The following is a 19,631-nucleotide window of genomic DNA, read 5'->3' as shown; positions in this document are numbered from 1 at the left end:
CCGGGGCTGGTCGGGCGGGTGCGGGAGTCGGGTCAGCGGACGACGTCGAACACGTTCTTCTGCAGGCCGTTGGCGTACGCCTCGTGTTCGACCAGCTTCAGCTTCTGGGCGTCCTTGTCCGAGGCGCTGAACAGGCGCTTGCCGGCGCCGAGCAGGAGGGGGAAGACCAGCAGGTGGTAGCGGTCGATCAGCCCGGCGTCCGAGAGGCCCTGGCTCAGGGTGGCGCTGCCGTGGACGATGATCGGGCCGCCTTCGGTCTCCTTCAGGGCGGCGACCTCGTCGAGTGAGCGCAGGATCGTGGTCTCGCCCCAGTTCGTCACCAGGTCGTCGTCGGCGAGGGTGGTGGAGACGACGTACTTCGGCATCGCCCGGTAGCCGGCGAAGTCCGCCATGTCCGGCCACACCGGGCTGAACGCCTGGTAGCTGGTCCGGCCCAGCAGCATCGCCGTGGCTTCCTCCTGCTCGCGGCCCTTGATGTCGAACGCCTCGGGGAGGAACTCGACGTCCTTGAAGGTCCAGCCGGAGTTGCGGTAGCCGGGCTCGCCGCCCGGGGCCTCCACGACGCCGTCGAGCGAGATGAAGGCGGTGCTGATCAGGGTGCGCATCGGTGGTTCCTCGGTGTCTCGGGTCCGGTTGTCGGTGGTCGGATCGGTGGACGCCGCGGCCTCTGTCCGGCTGTGGCGCACCCTCCACGACTACTGACTGGTGATCATGGAGGAACTCATCGGTCCGTGCCGCAATTCCCTCCAGAGCTCTGGTGGTTGCGGAAAGTTTTTTCTGCACGTGGGGTGGATTGGTGCCTGATTGTCCGTCAATGGGCAGCGTCAGGAAGTCTTTACAGGCCGGTCATGCCTCAGTAACCTCCTGGAAGCTCTTGCAGGTTCTTGCGCAAGCTCCCCCACCCATCCCTGCCGCGAGGCAGTTCCCCACCGCCTGCGGCCCTGCACCGAGGGGCACCCCCTTGATCAGACGACCACGGCACCGACGGCGCCCCACCGCCCTCGTGCTCACAGCGGCGGCGGCACTCACCGCCAGTCTGCTCTCCACGGCCCAACTCGGCGCCACCGCCAGCGCGGCGACCGGCACCGCGGCGAGTGGCAGCAACACGGCCACCGTCTTCTACTACACCAAGACCCGCAACTGGACGGCCTACGACCTCCACTGGGCCCCGGACGGCGGCAGCTGGACCACCGTGCCCGGCGTCGCGATGGAGGCGGCCTGCACCGACTGGGTGAAGAAGACCGTCGACCTGGGCGCCGCGACCGGCCTCCAGGCGACGTTCGACAACGGCTCCGGCACCTGGGACAACAACGGTGGCAAGAACTACGCCCTGGGCACCGGCACCGTGGTGGTCAAGGACGGCGTGATCGCCCACAGCGACCCGTGCGGCACCGACAACGGCGGTACCGGCACCCCGAGTTCGAGCCCCAGCCCGAGCCCGGGCCAGTCCTCGACCGGCGCGGGCACGACCGTCTACTACTACACCAAGACCCGCAACTGGACGGCCTACGACCTGCACTACGCCCCCAACGGCGGCAGTTGGACCACCGCGCCCGGCGTCGCGATGGAGGCGGCCTGCACCGACTGGGTGAAGAAGACCGTCGACCTGGGCACCGCGACCGGCCTCCAGGCGACGTTCAACAACGGCTCCGGCACCTGGGACAACAACGGTGGCAAGAACTACGCCCTCGGGACGGGCGTGGTGACGGTCAAGGACGGCGTCATCGGCGGCACCGCGCCGTGCGCCACGACCAGCCCGAGCCCGAGCGCCTCCGCCTCTCCGTCCTCGTCCCCGTCCTCGTCCGCCAGCCCTTCCCCGTCCCCTTCCCCCTCGGCGAGCGGCAGCACCCCGGCGGGCAAGAGCGCCACCGTGTTCTACTCGACCGCCGTGGTCGGCTGGAGCGTCGTCAACCTGCACTACGCCCCGGCGGGCGGGGCCTGGACGTCGGTGCCCGGCATCGGCATGCAACTCGCCTGCCCCGGCTGGTACAAGCGCACCGTCGACCTGGGCTCCGCGGCCACCATGGCGGCGACGTTCAACAACGGCAACGGCACCTGGGACAACAACAACGGTGCCAACTACGTCGTCCCGGCGGGCGTCAGCACCGTGCAGAACGGCAAGGTCACCGGGGGCGCCGCCGACCCGTGCGCGGCCGTCGTCCCCGACACCACCGCGCCGAGCGCGCCGAGCGGCGTGGTGGCCAACGCGACCGACACGTCCATCGTGCTGACCTGGGAACCGTCCACCGACAACACCGGGGTGACGGGCTACCAGGTCACCCGCAGCGGCGGGACCAAGGGCACCTCGGTGATCAACGTCGGCTCGACGGTGTACTCGGACAGCGGCCTGGAGGCGCGCACCGTCTACACCTACACCGTGAAGGCGTTGGACGCCGCCGGTAACGTCTCCGCCGCCTCCGCCGCCGCGGTCGCCACCACCGGTGAGGCCCCGCCGGCCGCCAAGCCCGGCGAGATGATCGGCACCGACCCGCGCAAGGACCCGATCTACTTCGTGCTCACCGCCCGCTTCAACGACGGCGACACCTCCAACGACCGGGGCGGCAACCAGGACGTGAAGTCCGGGAACGCGGCCAACAACGACCCGATGTTCCGCGGCGACTTCAAGGGCCTGGTGCAGAAGCTCGACTACGTCAAGGGCCTGGGCTTCTCGGCGATCTGGATCACCCCGGTCGTCCTCAACCGCTCCGACTACGACTACCACGGCTACCACGGCTACGACTTCTACAAGGTCGACCCGCGGCTGGAGTCGGCCGGCGCCTCCTACCAGGACCTGATCAACGCCGCCCACGCCAAGGGCATCAAGATCTACCAGGACGTGGTCTACAACCACAGCTCCCGCTGGGGCGCCAAGGGCCTGTACGTGCCCACCGTCTACGGCGTCCGGGACTCGCAGTGGTCCTGGTACTACGACGAGAAGCAGCCCGGCTTCGAGTACGACGGCCTGACCGTCGAGCCGAAGAGCGGCAAGTCGTACTACAACGGCGACCTGTGGTCCACCACCCAGCCCAGCGGCCAGACCTGCGTCGGCTGGGGCACCCCGACCCAGTACAAGAGCCCCGAGGGCTACACCATCTACAACTGCCAGTGGCCGAGCCCGACCTCGGGCATGTTCCCCGCCCAGTACTACCACCAGTGCTGGATCGGGAACTGGGAGGGCGAGGACTCGCGCTCCTGCTGGCTGCACGACGACCTCGCGGACTTCAACACCGAGAGCGCCCCGGTCCAGAACTACCTGATCGGCGCCTACAACAAGTACATCGACATGGGCGTGGACGGCTTCCGGGTCGACACCGCCGTGCACGTCCCGCGCGTCACCTGGAACCGGCGCTTCCTGCCCGCCATCCAGCAGCGCGTCACCCAGGACTGGGGGCCCCAGAAGGCGCAGAACTTCTTCGTCTTCGGCGAGGTGGGGGCGTTCGTCAACGACAAGTGGAACCGCGGCTCGGTCAACCACTCCGCGCAGTTCTTCACCTGGAAGGAGCGCAAGGACTACACCGACGACGACGTGCAGGCCGCCCTCGACCAGTACAACTACGAGGAGCAGCTCGGCCCGGGCAACCAGCCCACCTCCACCAACGCCTTCCTCGCCGGGAACGCCTACCACGCGCCCGACCACTCGAAGTTCTCCGGCATGAACATCATCGACATGCGGATGCACATGAACTTCGGCGACGCGCACAACGCGTTCTCCAACGGCAAGGACTCCGACGACTCGACCAACGACGCCACGTACAACGTGGTCTACGTCGACAGCCACGACTTCGGCCCGAACAAGTCGTCCACCCGGTACTCGGGCGGCACCGACGCCTGGGCGGAGAACATGGCGCTGATGTGGACCTTCCGCGGCATCCCCACCCTGTACTACGGCTCCGAGATCGAGTTCCAGGCCGGGAAGCAGATCGACTGCGGCCCGTCCTGCCCGCTCGCCACCACCGGCCGCGCCTACTACGGCGACAAGGTCGCCGGCAACGTGACGGCCTCCGACTTCTCGGTGGTCTCCTCGGCCGACGGCGCCGTCGCCACCACCCTCCAGCAGCCGCTGGTCAAGCAGGTGCAGCGGCTCAACCAGATCCGCCGGGCGGTCCCCGCCCTGCAGATGGGCCAGTACTCCACCGAGGGCGTCCAGGGCGGCGGCATGTCCTTCAAGCGCCGCTACACCGACGCCGCCGGCGGCGTCGACTCCTTCGCGCTGGTCACCGTCACGGACGCCGCCACCTTCACCGGCATCCCCAACGGCACCTACAAGGACGCCGTCTCCGGCGACGTCAAGGTGGTCACCGGCGGCACCCTGGCCGTCGCCGCCCCCGGCAAGGGCAACCTGCGGGTCTACGTCCTCGACCTGGGCGGCAAGAACGCCGCCCCGGGCAAGATCGGCACCGACGGCCCGTACCTGAAGTAACGCGCCACTCGCACGCGTCGACAGCGGTCGACGGCCCTGGGCCGCCGACCGCTGTTAGCGTTCCCGGCATGGACGCTACCCGGCACCCGACCGACGACGAGGGCAACCCCGTACGCCTGCCACCGGCCGTCCGGCGGGTCGTCTCCCTCGTCCCCTCCCTCACCGAGGCCGTCGCCACCACCGCCCCCGGCCTGCTGGTCGGCGCCACCGACTGGTGCACCCACCCGGCCGGGCTCGACGTCCTCCGGATCGGTGGCACCAAGAACCCCGCGGTGGAAGCCATCTGCGCCCTGGCGCCCGACCTCGTCATCGCCAACGAGGAGGAGAACCGCGCCCCCGACCTGGCCGCCCTCCGCGCCGCCGGCCTCCCCGTCTGGACCACCCGGATCCGCGACCTCGACCAGGCCCTCGACTCCCTCCACCACCTGCTCGTCGACGCCCTCCGACTCCCTTGCCCCGACTGGCTGGTGGCCGCCCGCCGCGCCTGGTCCTTCCCGCCGCCGACACCCGCCGTCCGCGCGATCGCCCCGATCTGGCGCCGCCCCTGGATGGTCCTCGGCCGCGACACCTTCGCCGCCGACCTCCTCCGCCGCCTCGGCGTCACCCTCCTCCCCGCCGACCACCCCGACCGCTACCCGCGCCTCACCCTCCCCGAACTCCACGCCCTGGGCGCCGAGTTGCTCATCCTCCCGGACGAGCCCTACCGCTTCACCGCCACCGACGGCCCCGAAGCCCTCCCCACCCTCCCGCACGCCCTCCTCTCCGGCCGCCACCTCACCTGGTACGGCCCGTCCCTGGCCGAGGCCCCGGCGGTCCTCACGGATGGTCTGCTCACGGGAGGGACGCGCACAGGTCCAACTCCACAAGGCTGAGGCGGGCGGCGACGCCGGGCCCAACCCCTGCTCTGCCGTTCGGGCGGCGGGTCACCGGCCGTCGCCACCCAGGCGGGGTTCAGACCCGCGTGGCGCGGTGCCGGGAGCGCCGGGGTTCCCGGCGGTCGTCAGGACGCGCAGTGCGGGTTGACCGCCCAGAAGTAGAGGGTGTTCGTGCCCGGGTCCAGCAGGAAGTGCGGCGTGCTGGAGGAGGAGTCGTCGTCCAGGGCCGGGGTGCGGAGCCAGGTGCCCACGGGGTGGTCGAGCAGGGCGGTCAGTTCGGCGGGCGGTTGGTGGGTGGCGGGTGCGGGCGTCCAGGTGCCGGTGTCGTGCAGGCGGGCGGCCTCGCCGTCGGACAGGTGGGCGATGCCGTCGAGTCCGTAGTCGGTGGGGCCGGGGACGCGGGGGTTCGCGGTGCCGAGCGTGCGGTACGTCCAGTGGACGCCGTCGGCCTCGGCGGGCAGGGTGACGCACTTCGCCAACAGCTGTGCGTCGGTGCGGACTTCGGCGGCCTGCGGTTTCGGCGCGTCCGCCGTGCAGGCCGTCGCGGCGGAGGCGAGGGCGAGCGCCGCCCCGATCAGCAGGGGCGTCCGGCCAGCTCCGTGCATGGGTGTTCCCGTCCGCTTCCGGCCCGGCCCGGGTGGGGCCGGTGCTCCTGTGGGGGACGGTGCGGCGGGGCGACCGGTTCCGGATCGGGGCGGCGGGCGAGGGCTACCGCCTGACGCCCGGTCGCCGTCCCGGCGGCCGGGTGAACGCGCAGTCGCCGCACAGGCCGCCGGACGGGACGCGGTAGTACAGGCAGCACGACGCCCGGCGGAACGCCAACGGCCCGCCGGGAGCCGTCACCGCCCCGGTGCCCGCCAGCGCCGGGCGGGCCAGCAGCTCCCGGGCCAGCGCGGCCGCCCGGGCGCGCAGCGTCGGCACCGACCCCACCTGCCGGGCCGCGCCCACCAGCGCGGAGGCCGCGTTGCCCGCCAGCAGACCGGGCGCGAGCGGCACGACCGCCCGCACCGCCTCCGCGAGCGGGGCCAACTGCCCCTCCAGCACCGCCGCTTCCAGCGTCTCGACGGTGGCCGCCCGACCGTCCGCCGACGGCAGCCACAGGTCGAACGGCCCCTGCGGCGGCAGCGCGAACCACGCCCCGGCCAACTCCGGCACCCGCCCGGCCGCCACCGCCGTCCCCAGCGCCACCGACCACAGCCTCGCCGCCAGCCCCAGGTGCGCCGTCGACGCCGCCACCCGCGCTTCGCCCGTCCCCAGCACCCGCCCCACCTCGGCGATCCGCGCCGCCAACGGGCCGCCCGCTCCGTACAGTTCGGGCAGCGGCCGGAACCCGGTCGGTGGCGCCGGATCGGCCCGGACGGCGAAGTACGGCCCGAGCGAGGAGAGCGACTCGGCGGCCGTCACGGGCGGGAGGGGGCTTGCGGATCACGGGTGAGGGGCACATAGCGGAGTGTAATGTGGCAAGCCGCCCGACGCGGGCGGCAGGTCGAGGGGGAGGGACGGGCGATGGACCCGATTTCGCTGGGGCTGTTGGCGGCACTGGCCGGAGGCGCGGGCGGGGAACTCGGCAAGCAGTGCTGGAACGGGCTGACCGCACTCGTCCGGCGCCCCTTCCAGCACGCGGCCGCCGCCGCGGTCAGCAGCGGCGAAGCCGAACTCGTGGCGCTGGAACGCGATCCGCAGAACGCCGAAGCGGCCTCCCGGCTCAACACCGCGCTGGCCGTCCGCGCCGCGCTGGAACCGGAGTTCGGCCCCGAACTGGAACGCTGGCACGGCCAGGCCCGGTCCGTCCTGAGCGGCGACACCATCCACAACGAGATCAGCGGCGGCACCTTCAACAGCGTGCTGACCATCCAGGGCAAGGTCACCGGCGACACCCACACCCACTACCACGGCACGCCGCCCCGGGGATGACCTGGTCGCGGACCCGCAACGAGATCAGCGGCGGCCACTTCCACGGAGCCGTCCACCAGGCCGACACCGTCAACTTCGCCGCCCCGCGCACCCCGCGCCCCACGCTCGGCGGACTCCCGCCCGGCACGGGGCGGTTCGTCGGACGCGAAGCCGAATCCGCCCTGCTGGACGCCGTGTTGGCGCGGGACGGCGGCGGTGCGGTGGTCGCCGTGGTCGGCCCGCCCGGCGTCGGCAAGACCGAACTGGTCGTCCAGGCCGCCCGGCGCTCCGGCGCTCCGGCGCTCTTCGCCGACCTGGCCGGCTACGACCCCGAACGCCGACTCGCCCCCGCCGAAGTCCTCGACGGCTTCCTGCGCGCCCTCGGCCTCCCGCCCGAGGACATCCCGCCCGGCCTCCAGGACAAGTCCCGCGCCTACCGCAGCCTGCTCGCCGAGCCAGGCCCGCCCGTCCTGGTGGTGCTCGACAACGCGTTCGGCGCCGAACAGATCACCCCGCTGCTCCCCGGCGGCCACCGCGCGAACACCCTGATCACCTCCCGGCACACCCTCGGCGTCGACGCCCGCCTGGTCGAACTCGCCGTCCTGGACGAGCCGTCCGCCGTCCGCCTCCTCGACTCCGCCCTGCGCGCGGCCCGCCCCGAGGACACCCGGCTCGCTCGACACCCGTCCGACGCGGCCGAATTGGCCCGCCTCTGCGAGGGCCTGCCGCTCGCCCTGCGGATCGCCGCCGCCCTGCTCGCCGACACCCCCGCCCGCCCCCCGTCCTCGCTGGCCGCCGCCCTCCGCGACGAACGCACCCGCCTCAGGCGCCTGCGCCACCGCGAACTCGCCGTCCGCGCCGCCTTCGCCCTCTCCTACGCCCACCTGACCCCGGACGCCGCCCGGGTGTTCCGCCTCTTCGCCCTCAACCCCGGCCCCGACCTCGCCAGTCCGACCGTCGCGGCGGCCGTCCGACTGGACGGGCCGGACGCCGAGGAACTGCTCGCCGAACTCGCCCAGGCCCACCTGGTGGAGGCGGGGGAGCGGTGGGGCCGCTGGCGGATGCACGACCTGATGCGGCTGTTCGCCGCCGAGCAGGAACGGGACGAGGAGGTGCAGGACCGCCTGCACGCGCACTACCTGGGCCTGGCCGAGGACGAACTGGAACCCGAACGCCGCAACCTGGTCGCGCTGGCCGTCGCCGAACCGCCGCTCGGACGGCCGGGGACGACCAGGAGGCTGGTGGACCTGCTGCTCCCCTTCCTGCGCGGGACGAGGCGCTACGACGACGCGCTCGCCGTGCTGGACGCCGGGCTGGCCGACGCCCGGCGCGGGCGGGAGGCGTCCGAGGCGGCCCTCCTGCTGCACCGGCGCGGCGACGTCCTGTGGGAGGCCGGCCGCCACGGGAGGGCCGAGGCCGACCTCCGGGAGGCGGCCGGAGCCCTCGCCGGAACGGAACCCGGGATCGTCCGGGCGGGTGTCCTGGCGTCGCTCGGCGGACTGCTCAACGAGTGCGGGCGGTACCGGGAGGCCGAGGAGGTGCTGTCGCGCGCCCGGCGGCTGGTGGCCGGGGCGTCCGGCCGCGCGGCCGACCTGGCCGCCGACCTCGAACTGCGGCGGGGCGTGGCGCTGAACGGGACGGGACGGCACCTGGAGGCGTTCGAAGTCCTCCGGGCACTGGCCGAGGAGCGCCGCGCGAAGGGCGACCTGGCCGGGCTGGTGGAGGTGCTGAGCCGGCAGCGGGAGTGCCTGATCAGTCTCGGACGCATCGAGGAGGCGGTGGCGGCCGGGCGCGGCAGCGCCGCGCTCAGCGCGGTGGCGGGTGACCGGATCGGCCAGGTGCACCTGCTCACCGACCTGGGCAGCAACCTGACCCGGGCCGGCGAGGGCGAGCGGGCGCTCGACGTGTTCCGCGAGGCGCTGGCCCTGGCGGAGCGGGACGGCGGGTACCCGCTGATGGCCGTGCGCTCCGAACTGGCCGTCGTCCTCGCCGAATCGGGCCGGCCCGAGGAGGCGCTCGGCCACGCGGACGCGGCGCTCGAAACGGCCCTGGCCCTCGGCGGCCCGCAGGACCGGGCGCTGGTGCGGTGCAACCGGGCGCTGGTGCTGGAACGGGCGGGCCGCTCGGAGCAGGCCATCGCGGAGTTCCGGGCCGCCGCCACCGCGTTCGAGGAGCTGACCAACGTCCAGGGGCAGCTGTGGGCGCTGCGCTGCCAGGTCTGGGCGCTGGACCGGGCCGGCCGCCACCGGGAGGCCGAAGCCGTCCGGGCCCGGATCGCCGGACTCCGGCCCCCGGCCCCGTGACCCCCTGGCGCCCGCCCGCCCCGCCGCCCAGGGTCCCGTCCCGGAACGGCCGGCTCGCCGCGCTCACCGCCGACCTGGGCATCACCGACGGGCAACTCGCCGAGACCGCCGTGCGGTTCGTGCTCAGCGCACCCGCCGTGTCGACCGTCATCCCCGGGATGCGCTCGGTGCGCAACGCGGCGGCGGGCGATGGGGTGCCGCTGACCGGGGAGCGGCTGAAGGCGCCGGCCGGGCACCGCTGGGAGCGCAACTTCCACTCCTGAGCCAGGCCCGGTCCCTCCCGCACCGGGTGTCGGCGCGTGCGGTTGTCGGGACGGGGTGGCAGGCTGGGGCGCATGTGCGGTCGTTTCGTCTCCACCACCCCTCCCGCCGACCTGGCCTCGCTGCTCGACGTGACGAGCTGGGAGCCGTCCGAGGCCCTGGCACCGAGCTGGAACGTGGCCCCGACCGACCCGGTGTCCGCGGTGCTGGAACGGGTGGACGCCGAGACCGGCGAGGTGGCGCGCGAACTGCGGGTGCTGCGCTGGGGGTTGGTCCCGTCCTGGGCGAAGGACCGGTCCGGCGCGGCCCGGCTGATCAACGCCCGCTCGGAGACCGCCGACCAGAAGCCCTCGTTCCGCCGGGCCTTCGCGAAGCGGCGCTGCGTGATCCCCGCCGACGGCTACTACGAGTGGCGCCCGGTGCCCGCCGCCGACGGCCGCAAGGCGTACAAGCAGCCGTACTTCCTCTCCACCGGCGAACTGATGCTGATGGCCGGACTGTACGAGTTCTGGCGGGACGCGAGCGTCCCGGAGGACGACCCGGCGGCCTGGCTGGCCACCACGACGATCCTCACCACGGACGCCACCGACCGGGCCGGACGGGTGCACGACCGGATGCCCATGCTCGTCCCCCGCGCCGAACTGGGCAGCTGGCTCGACCCGGCCAACACCGACCGGGCCGACCTGCACGAGCTGCTGCACCGCCCCGCCGACGGAGACCTGCTGGTCCGGGCCGTACCGACGGCCGTCAACCGGGTCTCCGCCAACGGCCCCGAACTGCTCACCGACGCTCCCGACCCGCTGGGCCTGTCCGACTGACGCGGCGTCAGTCCCCGCTGTCGCCCGATCCGTTGGAGAGGCCGCGCCGCCGCCGGTCGCGCTCCACCCGACGCACCAGCCCGCCCGCGCCCAGCGTGGCCCGGGAGACGAGGCGCACCCAGCGCGGGCCGCCGCGCTCGGCCCACACCACGCAGGCGCAGCCGCCGAGCACCAGCACCAGGACGACCACCAGCACCGCACCGACCACCGGGAACCGCCTTCCGTTCAGGGACGCACCGCCCGATCCTCCCAGGCCGCCGCGGCCCGGACGGCCCTGACACCCGCCCAGCCTTGACACCCGTCCCGCCCGCACGGTTCGGTGGGGTACGCATGACTGACTCCTCCCCGCACCGCGGTCCCGCGTTCGACGCCCTCCAGGGCCTGTCCGTCGGCGACGCGCTCGGCGCCCAGTTCTTCGTCCCCGCCACCGCCCGCACCCACCTCGACGCCCGCACCGAACCTCCCGGTCCGTGGCCGTGGACCGACGACACCGAGACGGCCTGCTCGGTGTACGCCGCGCAGTACGAGCGCGGCGGCATCGACACCTTCGACCTCACCCACGCCTTCGCCCGCCGGCACGACTTCGACCGGGGCTACGGCCCGGCCGCCAACCGCATGCTGCGGCTGATCCGGGAGGGCGGCGACGCCCGCCGCCTCGCCGCCGAACTCTTCGGCGGCCAGGGCTCGTTCGGCAACGGCGCGGCCATGCGGGTGGCCCCGCTCGGCGCCGGGTACGCCGAGGACCCGGCAGCGGCCGTCCGCCCGGCCGCCGACACCGCCGTCACCACGCACACCCACCCGCAGGCCGTGGACGGCGCCATCGCGGTGGCCGTCGCCGCCGCCCTCGCCGTCCGGGCCCGCACCGAACCCACCACGCCCGCACGCCACTTGCACGCCGTCGCCGAACTGACCCCGCGCGGGGCGGTCCACCGGGGCCTGGTCGAGGCGGCCGGGCTGACCGACCGCTCGGACCCCCGGGCGGCGGCCGCCCTGCTCGGCAACGGCAGCCGCACCAGCGCCGCCGACACCGTCCCGTACGCGCTGTGGTGCGCCGCCCACTGGCTCACCGACTACCCGTCCGCGGTGTGGGCGGCGATCGGCGCGGGCGGCGACGTCGACACGGTGGCCGCGATCACCGGCGGCGTGGTCGCGGCCCGGACCGGCACCGACGGCATCCCCGCCCGCTGGCTGGCCGCCCGCGAACCGCTGCCCGACTGGGCGTTCCCGGAACCGCTGCGCCCCGTCCCCGGCGGACTGCTCCCCATGCGGCTGCCGCGCCCCCGCCCCGTCCCCGACCTACGCTGGTCCGACCGGCAGTGGAACCGCTACCGGGCAGGTCTGCGCACCGGCCGCTGGCTGACCCGCACCGCCGAGGGCACCCTGCACCTGCACCGGGCCGGCACCGGCCGCGAACTCTGGGCCCTGGACTTCGCACCCGCCCCGGACGGCCACTGGCGCCCGGTCGCCGTCCGCGCCGAGTCCCACCCCGCCCACCGGGACGGCCCCGAGCACCTGCTCGACGTCCTGCTGGAGATCGAGCACGAGACCGCCGCGCCGGGGGAACGACGGTGATCGAAACGGCGCTGCTCGACCTCGACGGCCGTCAGGAGGCCGCCGCCCCGGACGGTCGGCCCCGGCACGGACCCGTGCCACACCGTCGCCCCGGGCCTGCTCGGCGTGCTCTGCCCGAACCGGGGCGCCCCGTCCGTGGTCCGGTGGGCCGGACAGTCCCGGGAAGTCGACGCCTGAGCGGCCCCCTCCGCGCAGGCCCCGAGCCGCACCGGAGGACCGTAGGACCTGAAGGGCCGGTACGGAGACGGGCCGTTCAAGCCAGGCCGGTCAGCCGCAGCAGCCGGTACCGGTCGTCGGGTTCGTCGGCGGACGCCTGCGCGAGGACCAGGTAGCGGGGACCACCCACTCGGTGAAGAACTCCTCGACGCCGTCGGCGATCCGCTCCAGGCGGCGGCCGGTGTACCGGACGAAGCCCTCCTCGGGGACCAGCCACACGCTGCCGTCGGTGCGGTCGTACGGCAGCGGGTCGTCCTGGACCAGGCCGAAGAGGTGGAGGTGCGAGGCGTCCGCGAGGGTGCCGCCGCCGGGGGCCGGCCCGTCGGTCAGCTCCAGCAGCGCCGCGACCGGCCCCGGCACCTCGGGACCGACCGACCCGGCGGCGTCAGTTCCGGCGCCACAGCCGGGAGAACCAGGAGCCGGATCCGGACCCGGCGGACCCGGCCGACCCGGACGCCTTCGCGGCTCCGGCGTCCGCCGCGCACGAGCAGCGCTGGGACTTCGGGACGCCGGCCAGGACCTGTTCGACGTGCATGCCGCAGCCGGCGAAACTCGGCCGGCCGCAGGACTTGCAGGTGACGCGACGACACATGGGGGCGGGTTCCTTCCGTGGTGGGGGTACGGGGTGCGGGGGCGGTCAGCCGGTCAGCGCGGCGAACGCCGCGCGCAGGCGGGCGGTCGCCGCGTCGGCGACGTCGGCGAGTTCGGGGCGCTCGGTGAACCGCACCATCAGCTCCGGGTCCATGGCCTCGACCAGGACGCCCTCGGGGACGGCGCGCAGCACCACGTTGCAGGGCAGCAGCAGGCCGATCCGGCGGTCCGCCTCCAGGGCGCGGTGGGCGAGCGGGGGGTTGCAGGCGCCGAGGACCAGGTAGTCCTCCAGCTCGACGCCGAGTTTGGCGCGCAGGGTGGCGGTCATGTCGATCTCGGTCAGGATGCCGAAGCCCTGCCCGGCGAGGGCCGCGCGGACCCGGTCGGCGGCCTCCGCGAAGGGGATGCCGGTCAGTGTGGCGGTAATGCCGTTCGCCATGTCCTCGAACCTCTCTCGCTGATACCCCCCTGGGTATTCAACCGTACGTCGGCTGCAACCCGGACGCCCGCAGGCGCATTCCCCGGCGCGGCGCGGGCCGCCCGTGACCTGCGTCGCCCCCGGTCCTCGGCGCCGTCGCCGGGGTGGCGATCAGTGGGAGGAGCGCGACCGGGAACCCGGCGACGGCGGGGGGCCATGGCGGGTGTCTCCGAGGCGGTGCCCGGCTCCTCGCCGAGCGGTTCGGCCGCGCCCGGCCGAGGGCCTGCCCCACGACCCGGTCGTCGCCCACGACCCGGTCGCCGACGCCGCCGGAGCGACCGTCGCGAGGTGAGGTGGAACCGGGAGCACGGGAACCCGCCCGGCCGAGGACGCGCCGCGGGACCGCGCGGGCAGTGCCCGGCGCGGTCCCGCGGTGCGTCCTCGGCCGTCTTCGGGCCCGCTACTGCGGGTTGCGCTCCGCCGCCCGGTCGCTGTGCGAGGCGTCGAGCATGCCCACGCGCTCGACGACCTTCACCCGCTCGCGGCCCTCGGCCGCACCGAGGGCCTTCTCGTGGGCGTCCAGGCGGTGCCACCCCTCCCAGGTGGTGAAGTCGACGCCGCGGGCGCGCAGGAAGTCGACGACCGCGTCCTCGGCGGGTTCGACGGCGGGGCGCAGCAGGCCGGCGGCGTGGTCGGCGACCAGGCAGGCGACGGTCTCGTTGGCGTCGCCCTTGGTGTGGCCGATCAGGCCGACCGGGCCGCGCTTGACCCAGCCGGTGACGTAGACGGAGGGCAGGTGGGTGCCGTTCTCCTGGACGCGGCCGGCCTGGTGCGGGACGGTCGCGGTGAGGGTGTCGAAGGGCAGCTTGGGCAGCTCGTCGGAGCGGTAGCCGACCGCCCGGTAGACCGCCTGGACGGGCCACTCGCGGAAGGTGCCGGTGCCCACGGTGTTGCCGGTGCCGTCGAGTTCGGTGCGCTCGGTGCGCAGCGCGACGACCTTGCCGTCCTCGCCGAGCACCTCCACCGGGTTCTCGAAGAAGTGCAGGTGGATGCGGTGCGGCCGGTCGCCGACGTCGCGGATGGCCCAGTTCTCCAGGGTGGAGGCGACCATGTCGGCCTGCTTGTTGGCGCGCCGGGTGGCGATCGAGCCCTCGTCGTAGTCGATGTCCTCGGGGTCGACGATCACCTCGATGGTGGGGGAGTGGTCGAGCTCGCGCAGCTCCATCGGGGAGAACTTGGCCTGGGCGGGCCCGCGCCGCCCGAACACGTGCACCTCGACGGCCCGGTTCGCGGCCAGGCCCTCGTACACGTTCGGCGGGATCTCGGTGGGCAGCAGCTCGTCCGCGGTCTTGGCGAGGACGCGGGCGACGTCGAGCGCGACGTTGCCGACGCCGAGGACGGCGACCTGCTCGGCCTCCAGCGGCCAGGTCCGCGGGACCTCGGGGTGGCCGTCGTACCAGGAGACGAAGTCGGCGGCGCCGTACGAGCCGTCCAGCTCGATGCCGGGGATGTTCAGGTCGCGGTCGGCCTCGGCGCCGGTGGCGAAGACCAGGGCGTCGTAGAAGCGGTGCAGCTCGTCGAGGGAGAGGTCGCCGGGGTAGTCGACGTTGCCGAGCAGGCGGACCTGGGGCTTGTCGAGGACCTGGTGCAGGGCGGTGATGATGCCCTTGATCCGGGGGTGGTCGGGGGCGACGCCGTAGCGGATCAGGCCGAAGGGGGCGGGCAGGCGCTCGATCAGGTCGATGGAGACGCCGGGGGCGGCGGCCAGCTCGGACTTCAGCAGCGCGTCGGCGGCGTAGATCCCGGCGGGGCCGGAACCGACGATGGCCACCCGGACGGGGCGGGGCATGGGCAGGTACTCCTGTTCGGCTGGGGTGTGCGGCTGGGGGCGCGTACCGCTCAGCCTTCCGGCCGGCGGGCGCGCCCGGTACGGGGCTCCGGCTTATGCCGTCATAAGCCGGAGCTATGGCCCCCCAAAGTTCCGCCTATGCGGAGTTCCCGTGCCTTCCAGCATGCACCAGCCCCGGCGGAACCCCTCCCGCCCCCCGGCCGGCCGCCGGCCTCAGACCTGCAGCGGCACCGGGTGCACCTCGTCCGCCGGGTGCCCGGTGCGCTCGTGCACGCGCTGCACGGCCTCGCGGGACGGCGCGGAGGACAGGCAGTAGACGGTGCCCGAGTCCGGGTCGGCCCAGGCCTGCCGGAACTCGACCCCCTCCTCGCCCTGCGCCGCGAGGTCCGCCTCGTGCGCGGCCCTCAACTGGTCGGCGGTGATGCCCGCCATCCCGTGGTGGACGTCCATGAACATCGTCATCGCGACTCAACTCCTCGTCCGGGAGCCCTCCGTGCGGAGGACCGTTCCCTCCCACCGTGCGCCGCCGACGTGAACCAGGCCACAGGGCACGTCCTTGCGGCCGGACCACCCGCGCGTGCAAGAATGTGACTGCAGTAGCAGTGACGTTCAGCGCACTCCGGGGTCGGTGAAAATCCGAACCGGCGGTTACAGTCCGCGACCCGTCCGCAGCCAGCGGCCGGTTGACCAGGTGAAATTCCTGGACCGACGGTTAAAGTCCGGATGGGAGGCGTGCGCGGCGGACGAAGCGTGTCAGCACCGCGGCCACCCGAGGCCGGGGTGCGAGAGCAGGACGGCAGCGAACCCGTGCCTCGGCGAGGAAGCCCAGGCGCCCCGGGTCCGCCCCGTCGGGCACGCGTCCGCAGTCAACTCCCACGAGCCGCCCCGGAGTCCGCGCCCCAAGCGCGAGGAGAACCCGGGTGTTCACCGGCATCATCGAAGAGCTCGGCGAGGTCGTCTCCATCGAGGAGATCGGCGAATCCTCGCGCATCCGCCTGCGCGGTCCGGTCGTGACGGCCGACGCCCGGCACGGCGACTCGATCGCGGTCAACGGCGTCTGTCTGACCGTCCTCGACGACAACGAGCAACTGACGGCCCACAGCGGCGAGTTCAGTGCCGACGTGATGCGCGAGACGCTGCGGCGCTCCAGCCTCGGCGTGCTGCGCCCCGGCTCCCGGGTCAACCTGGAGCGGGCGATGGCGCTCGGCGCCCGGCTCGGCGGCCACCTGGTGCAGGGGCACGTCGACGCCACCGGCACGCTGCTCTCCCGGGAGCCCGGCGACCTCGACGCGGACGGGAATCCGCGCTGGGAGGTGCTGCGTTTCAGCCTTCCGCAGCCGATCGCGCGCTACCTGGTGGAGAAGGGGTCGATCACCGTGGACGGAGTGAGCCTCACCGTCGTCGAGGCCGCCCTCGACTCGTTCACCGTCTCGCTGATCCCCGCCACCCTCGCCCTCACCACGCTGGGCGCCAAGCAGGTCGGCGAGCCCGTCAACCTCGAGGTGGACGTCCTCGCCAAGTACGTCGAGCGGCTGCTCGACACCCGTGCGCTGCCCGACACCCTGGGGGGTTCCAAGTGAGTGCGTTCCGCGAACTGACCTTCACCGCCTTCGGCGAGCAGGTGAAGGTCGCCGACATGGTCGGCAACCTGATAGGGCTCGGCGCCCTGGCCCTGGGCTGGCGCCGCTCCGTCCTCACCTGGCCCGCCCAGCTGCTGGCCGGCGCGGTCCTGATCACCGTCTTCCTCGGCGGGCAGGTGCCCGGCCTGATCGGCAAGCAGGTGATCGTCATCGTCGCCGCGCTCTGGGGCTGGACGCAGTGGCACCGCGGCCGCCGCGACACCGGCGAGGTCGAGGTCCGCTTCGCGAACTGGACCGAGCGGGCCGTCCTGGTCGCCGCCACCGCGGCCGGCACCGCCGCCGTCGCCGCCCTGTTCCACGCCGTCCCGAAGCTGTCCTGGAACCCGCTGCTGGACGCGTACATCTTCGTCGGCACGCTGGCCGCGATGTACGCCCAGGCCCGCGGCTGGGTCGAGTTCTGGTTCGCCTGGATCGCCGTCGACCTGGTCAGCGTCCCGTACTCGTACACCCACGGCTACGTCTTCTCGGCCCTGACCTTCACCATCTACTTCGTCCTGGTGGTGGCCGGCCTGGCCAGCTGGTGGACGAAGGCCCGGGCCGCCCGAACCGCCCCGCTCGCCAAGGGAGCCGCCGCATGAGCACCGAGCCCGCAGACCAGCCGCTGCCCGCGGACCAGCCGCTCGCCCTCGACCCGGTCGAGCGCGCCGTCGCCGACATCGCGCTCGGCCGCGCCGTGATCGTGGTCGACGACGAGAACCGCGAGAACGAGGGCGACATCGTCTTCGCCGCCAGTGCCGCCACCCCCGAGCTGCTGGCCTTCACCGTCCGCTACTCCTCCGGCGTGATCTGCGTCCCGATGACCGGCGAGGAGCTCGACCGGCTGAAGCTGCCGCCGATGACCCGGGTCAACGAGGACCGCAAGGGCACCGCGTACGCCGTCTCGGTGGACGCCCGCGACGGCGTCTCCACCGGCATCTCGGCCGCCGACCGGGCCCGCACCGTCAAGCTGCTCGCCACCGCCGGCACCCAGCCCGCCGACCTGACCCGCCCCGGGCACGTCTTCCCGCTGCGCGCCGTCGACGGCGGCGTGCTGGTGCGCCCCGGCCACACCGAGGCCGCCGTCGACCTGGCCCGCCTCGCCGGGCTCCCCCCGGCCGGCGGCATCGCCGAGGTGGTCAACGACGACGGCACCATGGCCCGGCTGCCCGAACTGCACGCCTTCGCCCGCGAACACGGCCTGGCGATCATCTCCATCGAGGACCTGATCGCCTACCGCCGCCGCACCGAACTGCACGTCGACCGTGCGGCCGTCACCCAACTCCCCACCGAGCACGGCACGTTCACCGCCGTCGGCTACCGGGGCACGATCGACGGCACCGAGCACCTGGCCCTGGTGGCCGGCGGCCTGGACGCGGACGGTCGGCTCCCCGAGGGCGAGGACGTGCTGGTGCGGCTGCACTCCGAGTGCCTCACCGGCGACGTGTTCGGCTCGCTGCGCTGCGACTGCGGCCCCCAACTGGAGGCCGCGCTGGCCGCCGTCGCCGAGGCCGGCCGCGGCGTGGTGCTCTACCTGCGCGGCCACGAGGGCCGCGGCATCGGCCTGGCCCACAAGCTGCGCGCCTACCAGCTGCAGGAACAGGGCCTGGACACCGTCGACGCCAACCTCGACCAGGGCCTGCCCGCCGACGCCCGCGACTACTCGATCGCCGCGCAGATGCTCACCGACCTCGGCGTGCGCTCGCTGACCCTGCTCAGCAACAACCCGGCCAAGCAGACCGCGCTCACCGAGTACGGCCTCAAGGTCGCCGCCCGCCGCCCGCTGCCCACCGCCGCCGGTGAGCACAACCTGCGCTACCTGCGCACCAAGCGCGACCGGATGGGCCACGACCTGCCGTGGCTCGACGACGACGGCAAGTAACCGCACCCGCACCAGCGCACCGACACCGAACGAACAGAGGAAGACGACCATGGCCGGCCACGGAGCCCCCGTCCTGTCCCCCGAGAGCCTGGAGAACACCGCCGACCTGCGGGTCGCGGTGGTCGCCGCGCAGTGGCACGAGCAGGTGATGGACGGACTGCTGGACGGCGCGCGCCGCGCCCTGGAGGAACTCGGCGCGGCCGACGGCGCGACCGTGCTGCGCGTCCCCGGCACCTTCGAGCTGCCGGTCGCCGCCAGGCGGCTGGCCGACGCGGGCTACGACGCGGTGGTGGCACTGGGCGTGGTCATCCGCGGCGGCACCCCGCACTTCGACTACGTCTGCCAGGGCGCCACCCTCGGCCTGACCCAGGTGTCGGTGGACACCGGCGTCCCGGTCGGCTTCGGCGTGCTCACCTGCGACACCGAGCAGCAGGCGCTGGACCGGGCCGGCCTGCCCGGTTCCGCCGAGGACAAGGGCCACGAGGCGGTCACCGCCGCGGTGGCCACCGCCGCCGCGCTGCGCTCCCTCGCCAAGGCGTGAGGCCGGTCGGCCGTCCGTCCGACTGTCCACGGTGCGGAACCGTTTACCGCCCGTCAGCCCGCACCCCGTAAGGTGAGCCCATCATGGCTTCCAAGACATTCGAGGAGCTCTTCGCCGAGCTCCAGCAGAAGGCCGCCACCGGCGACCCCGAGTCCTCCCGTACCGCCCAGCTCGTGCAGCAGGGCGTCCATGCGATCGGCAAGAAGGTCGTCGAGGAGGCCGCGGAGGTCTGGATGGCCGCCGAGTACCAGTCGCCCGAGGAGGCGGCCGAGGAGATCTCGCAGCTCCTCTACCACGTTCAGGTGATGATGCTCGCCCGCGGGCTGACGCTCGAAGACGTCTACAAGTACCTCTAGGCCCCACCACATTGATCGCC

At 73.6% G+C, this 19,631-nt stretch carries 21 protein-coding genes and 1 riboswitch; of the genes, 12 read left to right on the top strand and 9 right to left on the bottom strand.

The annotated features are described in order from the left end of the window. Window positions 1–32: 32 nt before the first annotated feature. Window positions 33–605 carry a dihydrofolate reductase family protein gene (locus OO48_RS15835; RefSeq protein ID WP_033216529.1) on the bottom strand — a complete coding sequence of 191 codons (573 nt, stop codon included), beginning with the start codon at window positions 603–605 and terminating at the stop codon, window positions 33–35. Between the two features lie 398 nt (window positions 606–1,003). Here OO48_RS15835 and OO48_RS15830 point away from each other — a divergent pair, with 398 nt between their 5' ends. Continuing rightward, window positions 1,004–4,420 carry a carbohydrate binding domain-containing protein gene (locus tag OO48_RS15830; RefSeq protein ID WP_245194665.1) on the top strand — a complete coding sequence of 1,139 codons (3,417 nt, stop codon included), beginning with the start codon at window positions 1,004–1,006 and terminating at the stop codon, window positions 4,418–4,420. Between the two features lie 68 nt (window positions 4,421–4,488). Further along, window positions 4,489–5,292 (top strand): helical backbone metal receptor, encoded by an 804-nt coding sequence (locus tag OO48_RS15825; protein ID WP_245194664.1) that lies wholly within the window; start codon window positions 4,489–4,491, stop codon window positions 5,290–5,292. A 128-nt stretch (window positions 5,293–5,420) separates the two neighbouring features. On the opposite strand, the gene OO48_RS15820 is transcribed toward OO48_RS15825, so the two are convergent. Both OO48_RS15820 and OO48_RS15815 read right to left on the bottom strand, forming a co-directional pair. Then, a complete protein-coding gene (locus tag OO48_RS15820; protein WP_033216525.1) occupies window positions 5,421–5,900 on the bottom strand; it encodes a hypothetical protein in 480 nt (159 codons plus the stop codon). A gap of 103 nt (window positions 5,901–6,003) precedes the next feature. Next, on the bottom strand, window positions 6,004–6,699 hold the full coding sequence (locus tag OO48_RS15815) for a (2Fe-2S)-binding protein (RefSeq protein WP_033216523.1): 696 nt from the start codon (window positions 6,697–6,699) through the stop codon (window positions 6,004–6,006). Between the two features lie 102 nt (window positions 6,700–6,801). Here OO48_RS15815 and OO48_RS15810 point away from each other — a divergent pair, with 102 nt between their 5' ends. From OO48_RS15810 to OO48_RS15795, 4 genes are all read left to right on the top strand, one after another. Then, the gene (locus OO48_RS15810) at window positions 6,802–7,209 is read left to right on the top strand and encodes a hypothetical protein (protein WP_051732177.1); all 408 of its coding nucleotides are present in this window, start codon (window positions 6,802–6,804) and stop codon (window positions 7,207–7,209) included. Next, entirely contained in the window at window positions 7,206–9,491 is a 2,286-nt protein-coding gene (locus tag OO48_RS40675; RefSeq protein ID WP_051732176.1) for a tetratricopeptide repeat protein, read from the top strand. Before OO48_RS15810 ends, OO48_RS40675 begins: the two co-directional genes overlap by 4 nt. Then, window positions 9,488–9,754: a hypothetical protein gene (locus OO48_RS15800; protein WP_033216521.1), complete on the top strand. Its 267-nt coding sequence runs from the start codon at window positions 9,488–9,490 to the stop codon at window positions 9,752–9,754. The genes OO48_RS40675 and OO48_RS15800 overlap by 4 nt, the downstream gene beginning before the upstream one ends. A 72-nt stretch (window positions 9,755–9,826) precedes the next feature. Beyond that, window positions 9,827–10,570 (top strand): SOS response-associated peptidase, encoded by a 744-nt coding sequence (locus tag OO48_RS15795; protein ID WP_033216519.1) that lies wholly within the window; start codon window positions 9,827–9,829, stop codon window positions 10,568–10,570. Between the two features lie 7 nt (window positions 10,571–10,577). Here OO48_RS15795 and OO48_RS15790 read toward each other — a convergent pair whose 3' ends face one another. Further along, window positions 10,578–10,778 (bottom strand): hypothetical protein, encoded by a 201-nt coding sequence (locus tag OO48_RS15790; RefSeq protein WP_033216517.1) that lies wholly within the window; start codon window positions 10,776–10,778, stop codon window positions 10,578–10,580. A gap of 122 nt (window positions 10,779–10,900) precedes the next feature. Here OO48_RS15790 and OO48_RS15785 point away from each other — a divergent pair, with 122 nt between their 5' ends. Beyond that, a complete protein-coding gene (locus tag OO48_RS15785; protein WP_063830685.1) occupies window positions 10,901–12,142 on the top strand; it encodes an ADP-ribosylglycohydrolase family protein in 1,242 nt (413 codons plus the stop codon). A gap of 267 nt (window positions 12,143–12,409) precedes the next feature. Here the strand turns inward: OO48_RS15785 and OO48_RS15780 are convergent, their stop codons facing one another. From OO48_RS15780 to OO48_RS15760, 5 genes are all read right to left on the bottom strand, one after another. Next, the gene (locus OO48_RS15780; RefSeq protein WP_033216515.1) at window positions 12,410–12,718 is read right to left on the bottom strand and encodes a hypothetical protein; all 309 of its coding nucleotides are present in this window, start codon (window positions 12,716–12,718) and stop codon (window positions 12,410–12,412) included. Window positions 12,719–12,743: 25 nt separating this feature from the next. Then, complete coding sequence (locus OO48_RS15775; protein ID WP_033216513.1) at window positions 12,744–12,950, bottom strand: hypothetical protein; 207 nt, start codon at window positions 12,948–12,950, stop codon at window positions 12,744–12,746. Between the two features lie 45 nt (window positions 12,951–12,995). Continuing rightward, window positions 12,996–13,388 carry a DUF302 domain-containing protein gene (locus OO48_RS15770; protein ID WP_033216511.1) on the bottom strand — a complete coding sequence of 131 codons (393 nt, stop codon included), beginning with the start codon at window positions 13,386–13,388 and terminating at the stop codon, window positions 12,996–12,998. 439 nt (window positions 13,389–13,827) lie between these two features. Continuing rightward, window positions 13,828–15,216, bottom strand: a complete 1,389-nt coding sequence (locus tag OO48_RS15765) for an FAD-dependent oxidoreductase (RefSeq protein WP_033216509.1) — start codon at window positions 15,214–15,216, stop codon at window positions 13,828–13,830. 213 nt (window positions 15,217–15,429) lie between these two features. Next, window positions 15,430–15,678 carry an SCO4226 family nickel-binding protein gene (locus OO48_RS15760; protein ID WP_033216507.1) on the bottom strand — a complete coding sequence of 83 codons (249 nt, stop codon included), beginning with the start codon at window positions 15,676–15,678 and terminating at the stop codon, window positions 15,430–15,432. A 149-nt stretch (window positions 15,679–15,827) separates the two neighbouring features. Next, a riboswitch (FMN riboswitch) is annotated at window positions 15,828–15,955 on the top strand. A gap of 181 nt (window positions 15,956–16,136) precedes the next feature. Between OO48_RS15760 and OO48_RS15755 the strand changes: the two genes are divergently transcribed. The 5 genes from OO48_RS15755 to OO48_RS15735 all read left to right on the top strand — a co-directional run bounded on the left by OO48_RS15755 (window position 16,137) and on the right by OO48_RS15735 (window position 19,611). Beyond that, window positions 16,137–16,796, top strand: coding sequence for a riboflavin synthase (locus OO48_RS15755; protein ID WP_033216505.1), 660 nt, complete (start codon window positions 16,137–16,139; stop codon window positions 16,794–16,796). Continuing rightward, window positions 16,793–17,434 carry a nicotinamide mononucleotide transporter family protein gene (locus OO48_RS15750; protein ID WP_033216503.1) on the top strand — a complete coding sequence of 214 codons (642 nt, stop codon included), beginning with the start codon at window positions 16,793–16,795 and terminating at the stop codon, window positions 17,432–17,434. The genes OO48_RS15755 and OO48_RS15750 overlap by 4 nt, the downstream gene beginning before the upstream one ends. Next, on the top strand, window positions 17,431–18,714 hold the full coding sequence (locus OO48_RS15745; protein WP_033216501.1) for a bifunctional 3,4-dihydroxy-2-butanone-4-phosphate synthase/GTP cyclohydrolase II: 1,284 nt from the start codon (window positions 17,431–17,433) through the stop codon (window positions 18,712–18,714). The genes OO48_RS15750 and OO48_RS15745 overlap by 4 nt, the downstream gene beginning before the upstream one ends. Before the next feature lie 49 nt (window positions 18,715–18,763). Then, window positions 18,764–19,255, top strand: coding sequence for a 6,7-dimethyl-8-ribityllumazine synthase (gene ribH / locus OO48_RS15740; RefSeq protein ID WP_033216499.1), 492 nt, complete (start codon window positions 18,764–18,766; stop codon window positions 19,253–19,255). Window positions 19,256–19,338: 83 nt separating this feature from the next. After that, window positions 19,339–19,611, top strand: a complete 273-nt coding sequence (locus OO48_RS15735; RefSeq protein WP_033216497.1) for a phosphoribosyl-ATP diphosphatase — start codon at window positions 19,339–19,341, stop codon at window positions 19,609–19,611. Window positions 19,612–19,631: the final 20 nt, after the last annotated feature.

Source organism: Kitasatospora phosalacinea (assembly GCF_000716545.1).
Lineage (GTDB): Bacteria > Actinomycetota > Actinomycetes > Streptomycetales > Streptomycetaceae > Kitasatospora > Kitasatospora phosalacinea.
Note: the sequence above shows the minus strand (reverse complement) of the source record. Positions and strands in the feature narration are given on the sequence as shown.

Excerpts from the sequence above, each read along its gene's own strand:
- OO48_RS15835 (WP_033216529.1), bottom strand. The coding sequence starts at position 605 with ATGCGCACCCTGATCAGCACCGCCTTCATCTCGCTCGACGGCGTCGTG.
- OO48_RS15825 (WP_245194664.1), top strand. The coding sequence starts at position 4,489 with ATGGACGCTACCCGGCACCCGACCGACGACGAGGGCAACCCCGTACGC.
- OO48_RS15820 (WP_033216525.1), bottom strand. The coding sequence starts at position 5,900 with ATGCACGGAGCTGGCCGGACGCCCCTGCTGATCGGGGCGGCGCTCGCC.
- OO48_RS15810 (WP_051732177.1), top strand. The coding sequence starts at position 6,802 with ATGGACCCGATTTCGCTGGGGCTGTTGGCGGCACTGGCCGGAGGCGCG.
- OO48_RS40675 (WP_051732176.1), top strand. The coding sequence starts at position 7,206 with ATGACCTGGTCGCGGACCCGCAACGAGATCAGCGGCGGCCACTTCCAC.
- OO48_RS15795 (WP_033216519.1), top strand. The coding sequence starts at position 9,827 with ATGTGCGGTCGTTTCGTCTCCACCACCCCTCCCGCCGACCTGGCCTCG.
- OO48_RS15785 (WP_063830685.1), top strand. The coding sequence starts at position 10,901 with ATGACTGACTCCTCCCCGCACCGCGGTCCCGCGTTCGACGCCCTCCAG.
- OO48_RS15775 (WP_033216513.1), bottom strand. The coding sequence starts at position 12,950 with ATGTGTCGTCGCGTCACCTGCAAGTCCTGCGGCCGGCCGAGTTTCGCC.
- OO48_RS15770 (WP_033216511.1), bottom strand. The coding sequence starts at position 13,388 with ATGGCGAACGGCATTACCGCCACACTGACCGGCATCCCCTTCGCGGAG.
- OO48_RS15765 (WP_033216509.1), bottom strand. The coding sequence starts at position 15,216 with ATGCCCCGCCCCGTCCGGGTGGCCATCGTCGGTTCCGGCCCCGCCGGG.
- OO48_RS15760 (WP_033216507.1), bottom strand. The coding sequence starts at position 15,678 with ATGACGATGTTCATGGACGTCCACCACGGGATGGCGGGCATCACCGCC.
- OO48_RS15745 (WP_033216501.1), top strand. The coding sequence starts at position 17,431 with ATGAGCACCGAGCCCGCAGACCAGCCGCTGCCCGCGGACCAGCCGCTC.
- ribH (WP_033216499.1), top strand. The coding sequence starts at position 18,764 with ATGGCCGGCCACGGAGCCCCCGTCCTGTCCCCCGAGAGCCTGGAGAAC.
- OO48_RS15735 (WP_033216497.1), top strand. The coding sequence starts at position 19,339 with ATGGCTTCCAAGACATTCGAGGAGCTCTTCGCCGAGCTCCAGCAGAAG.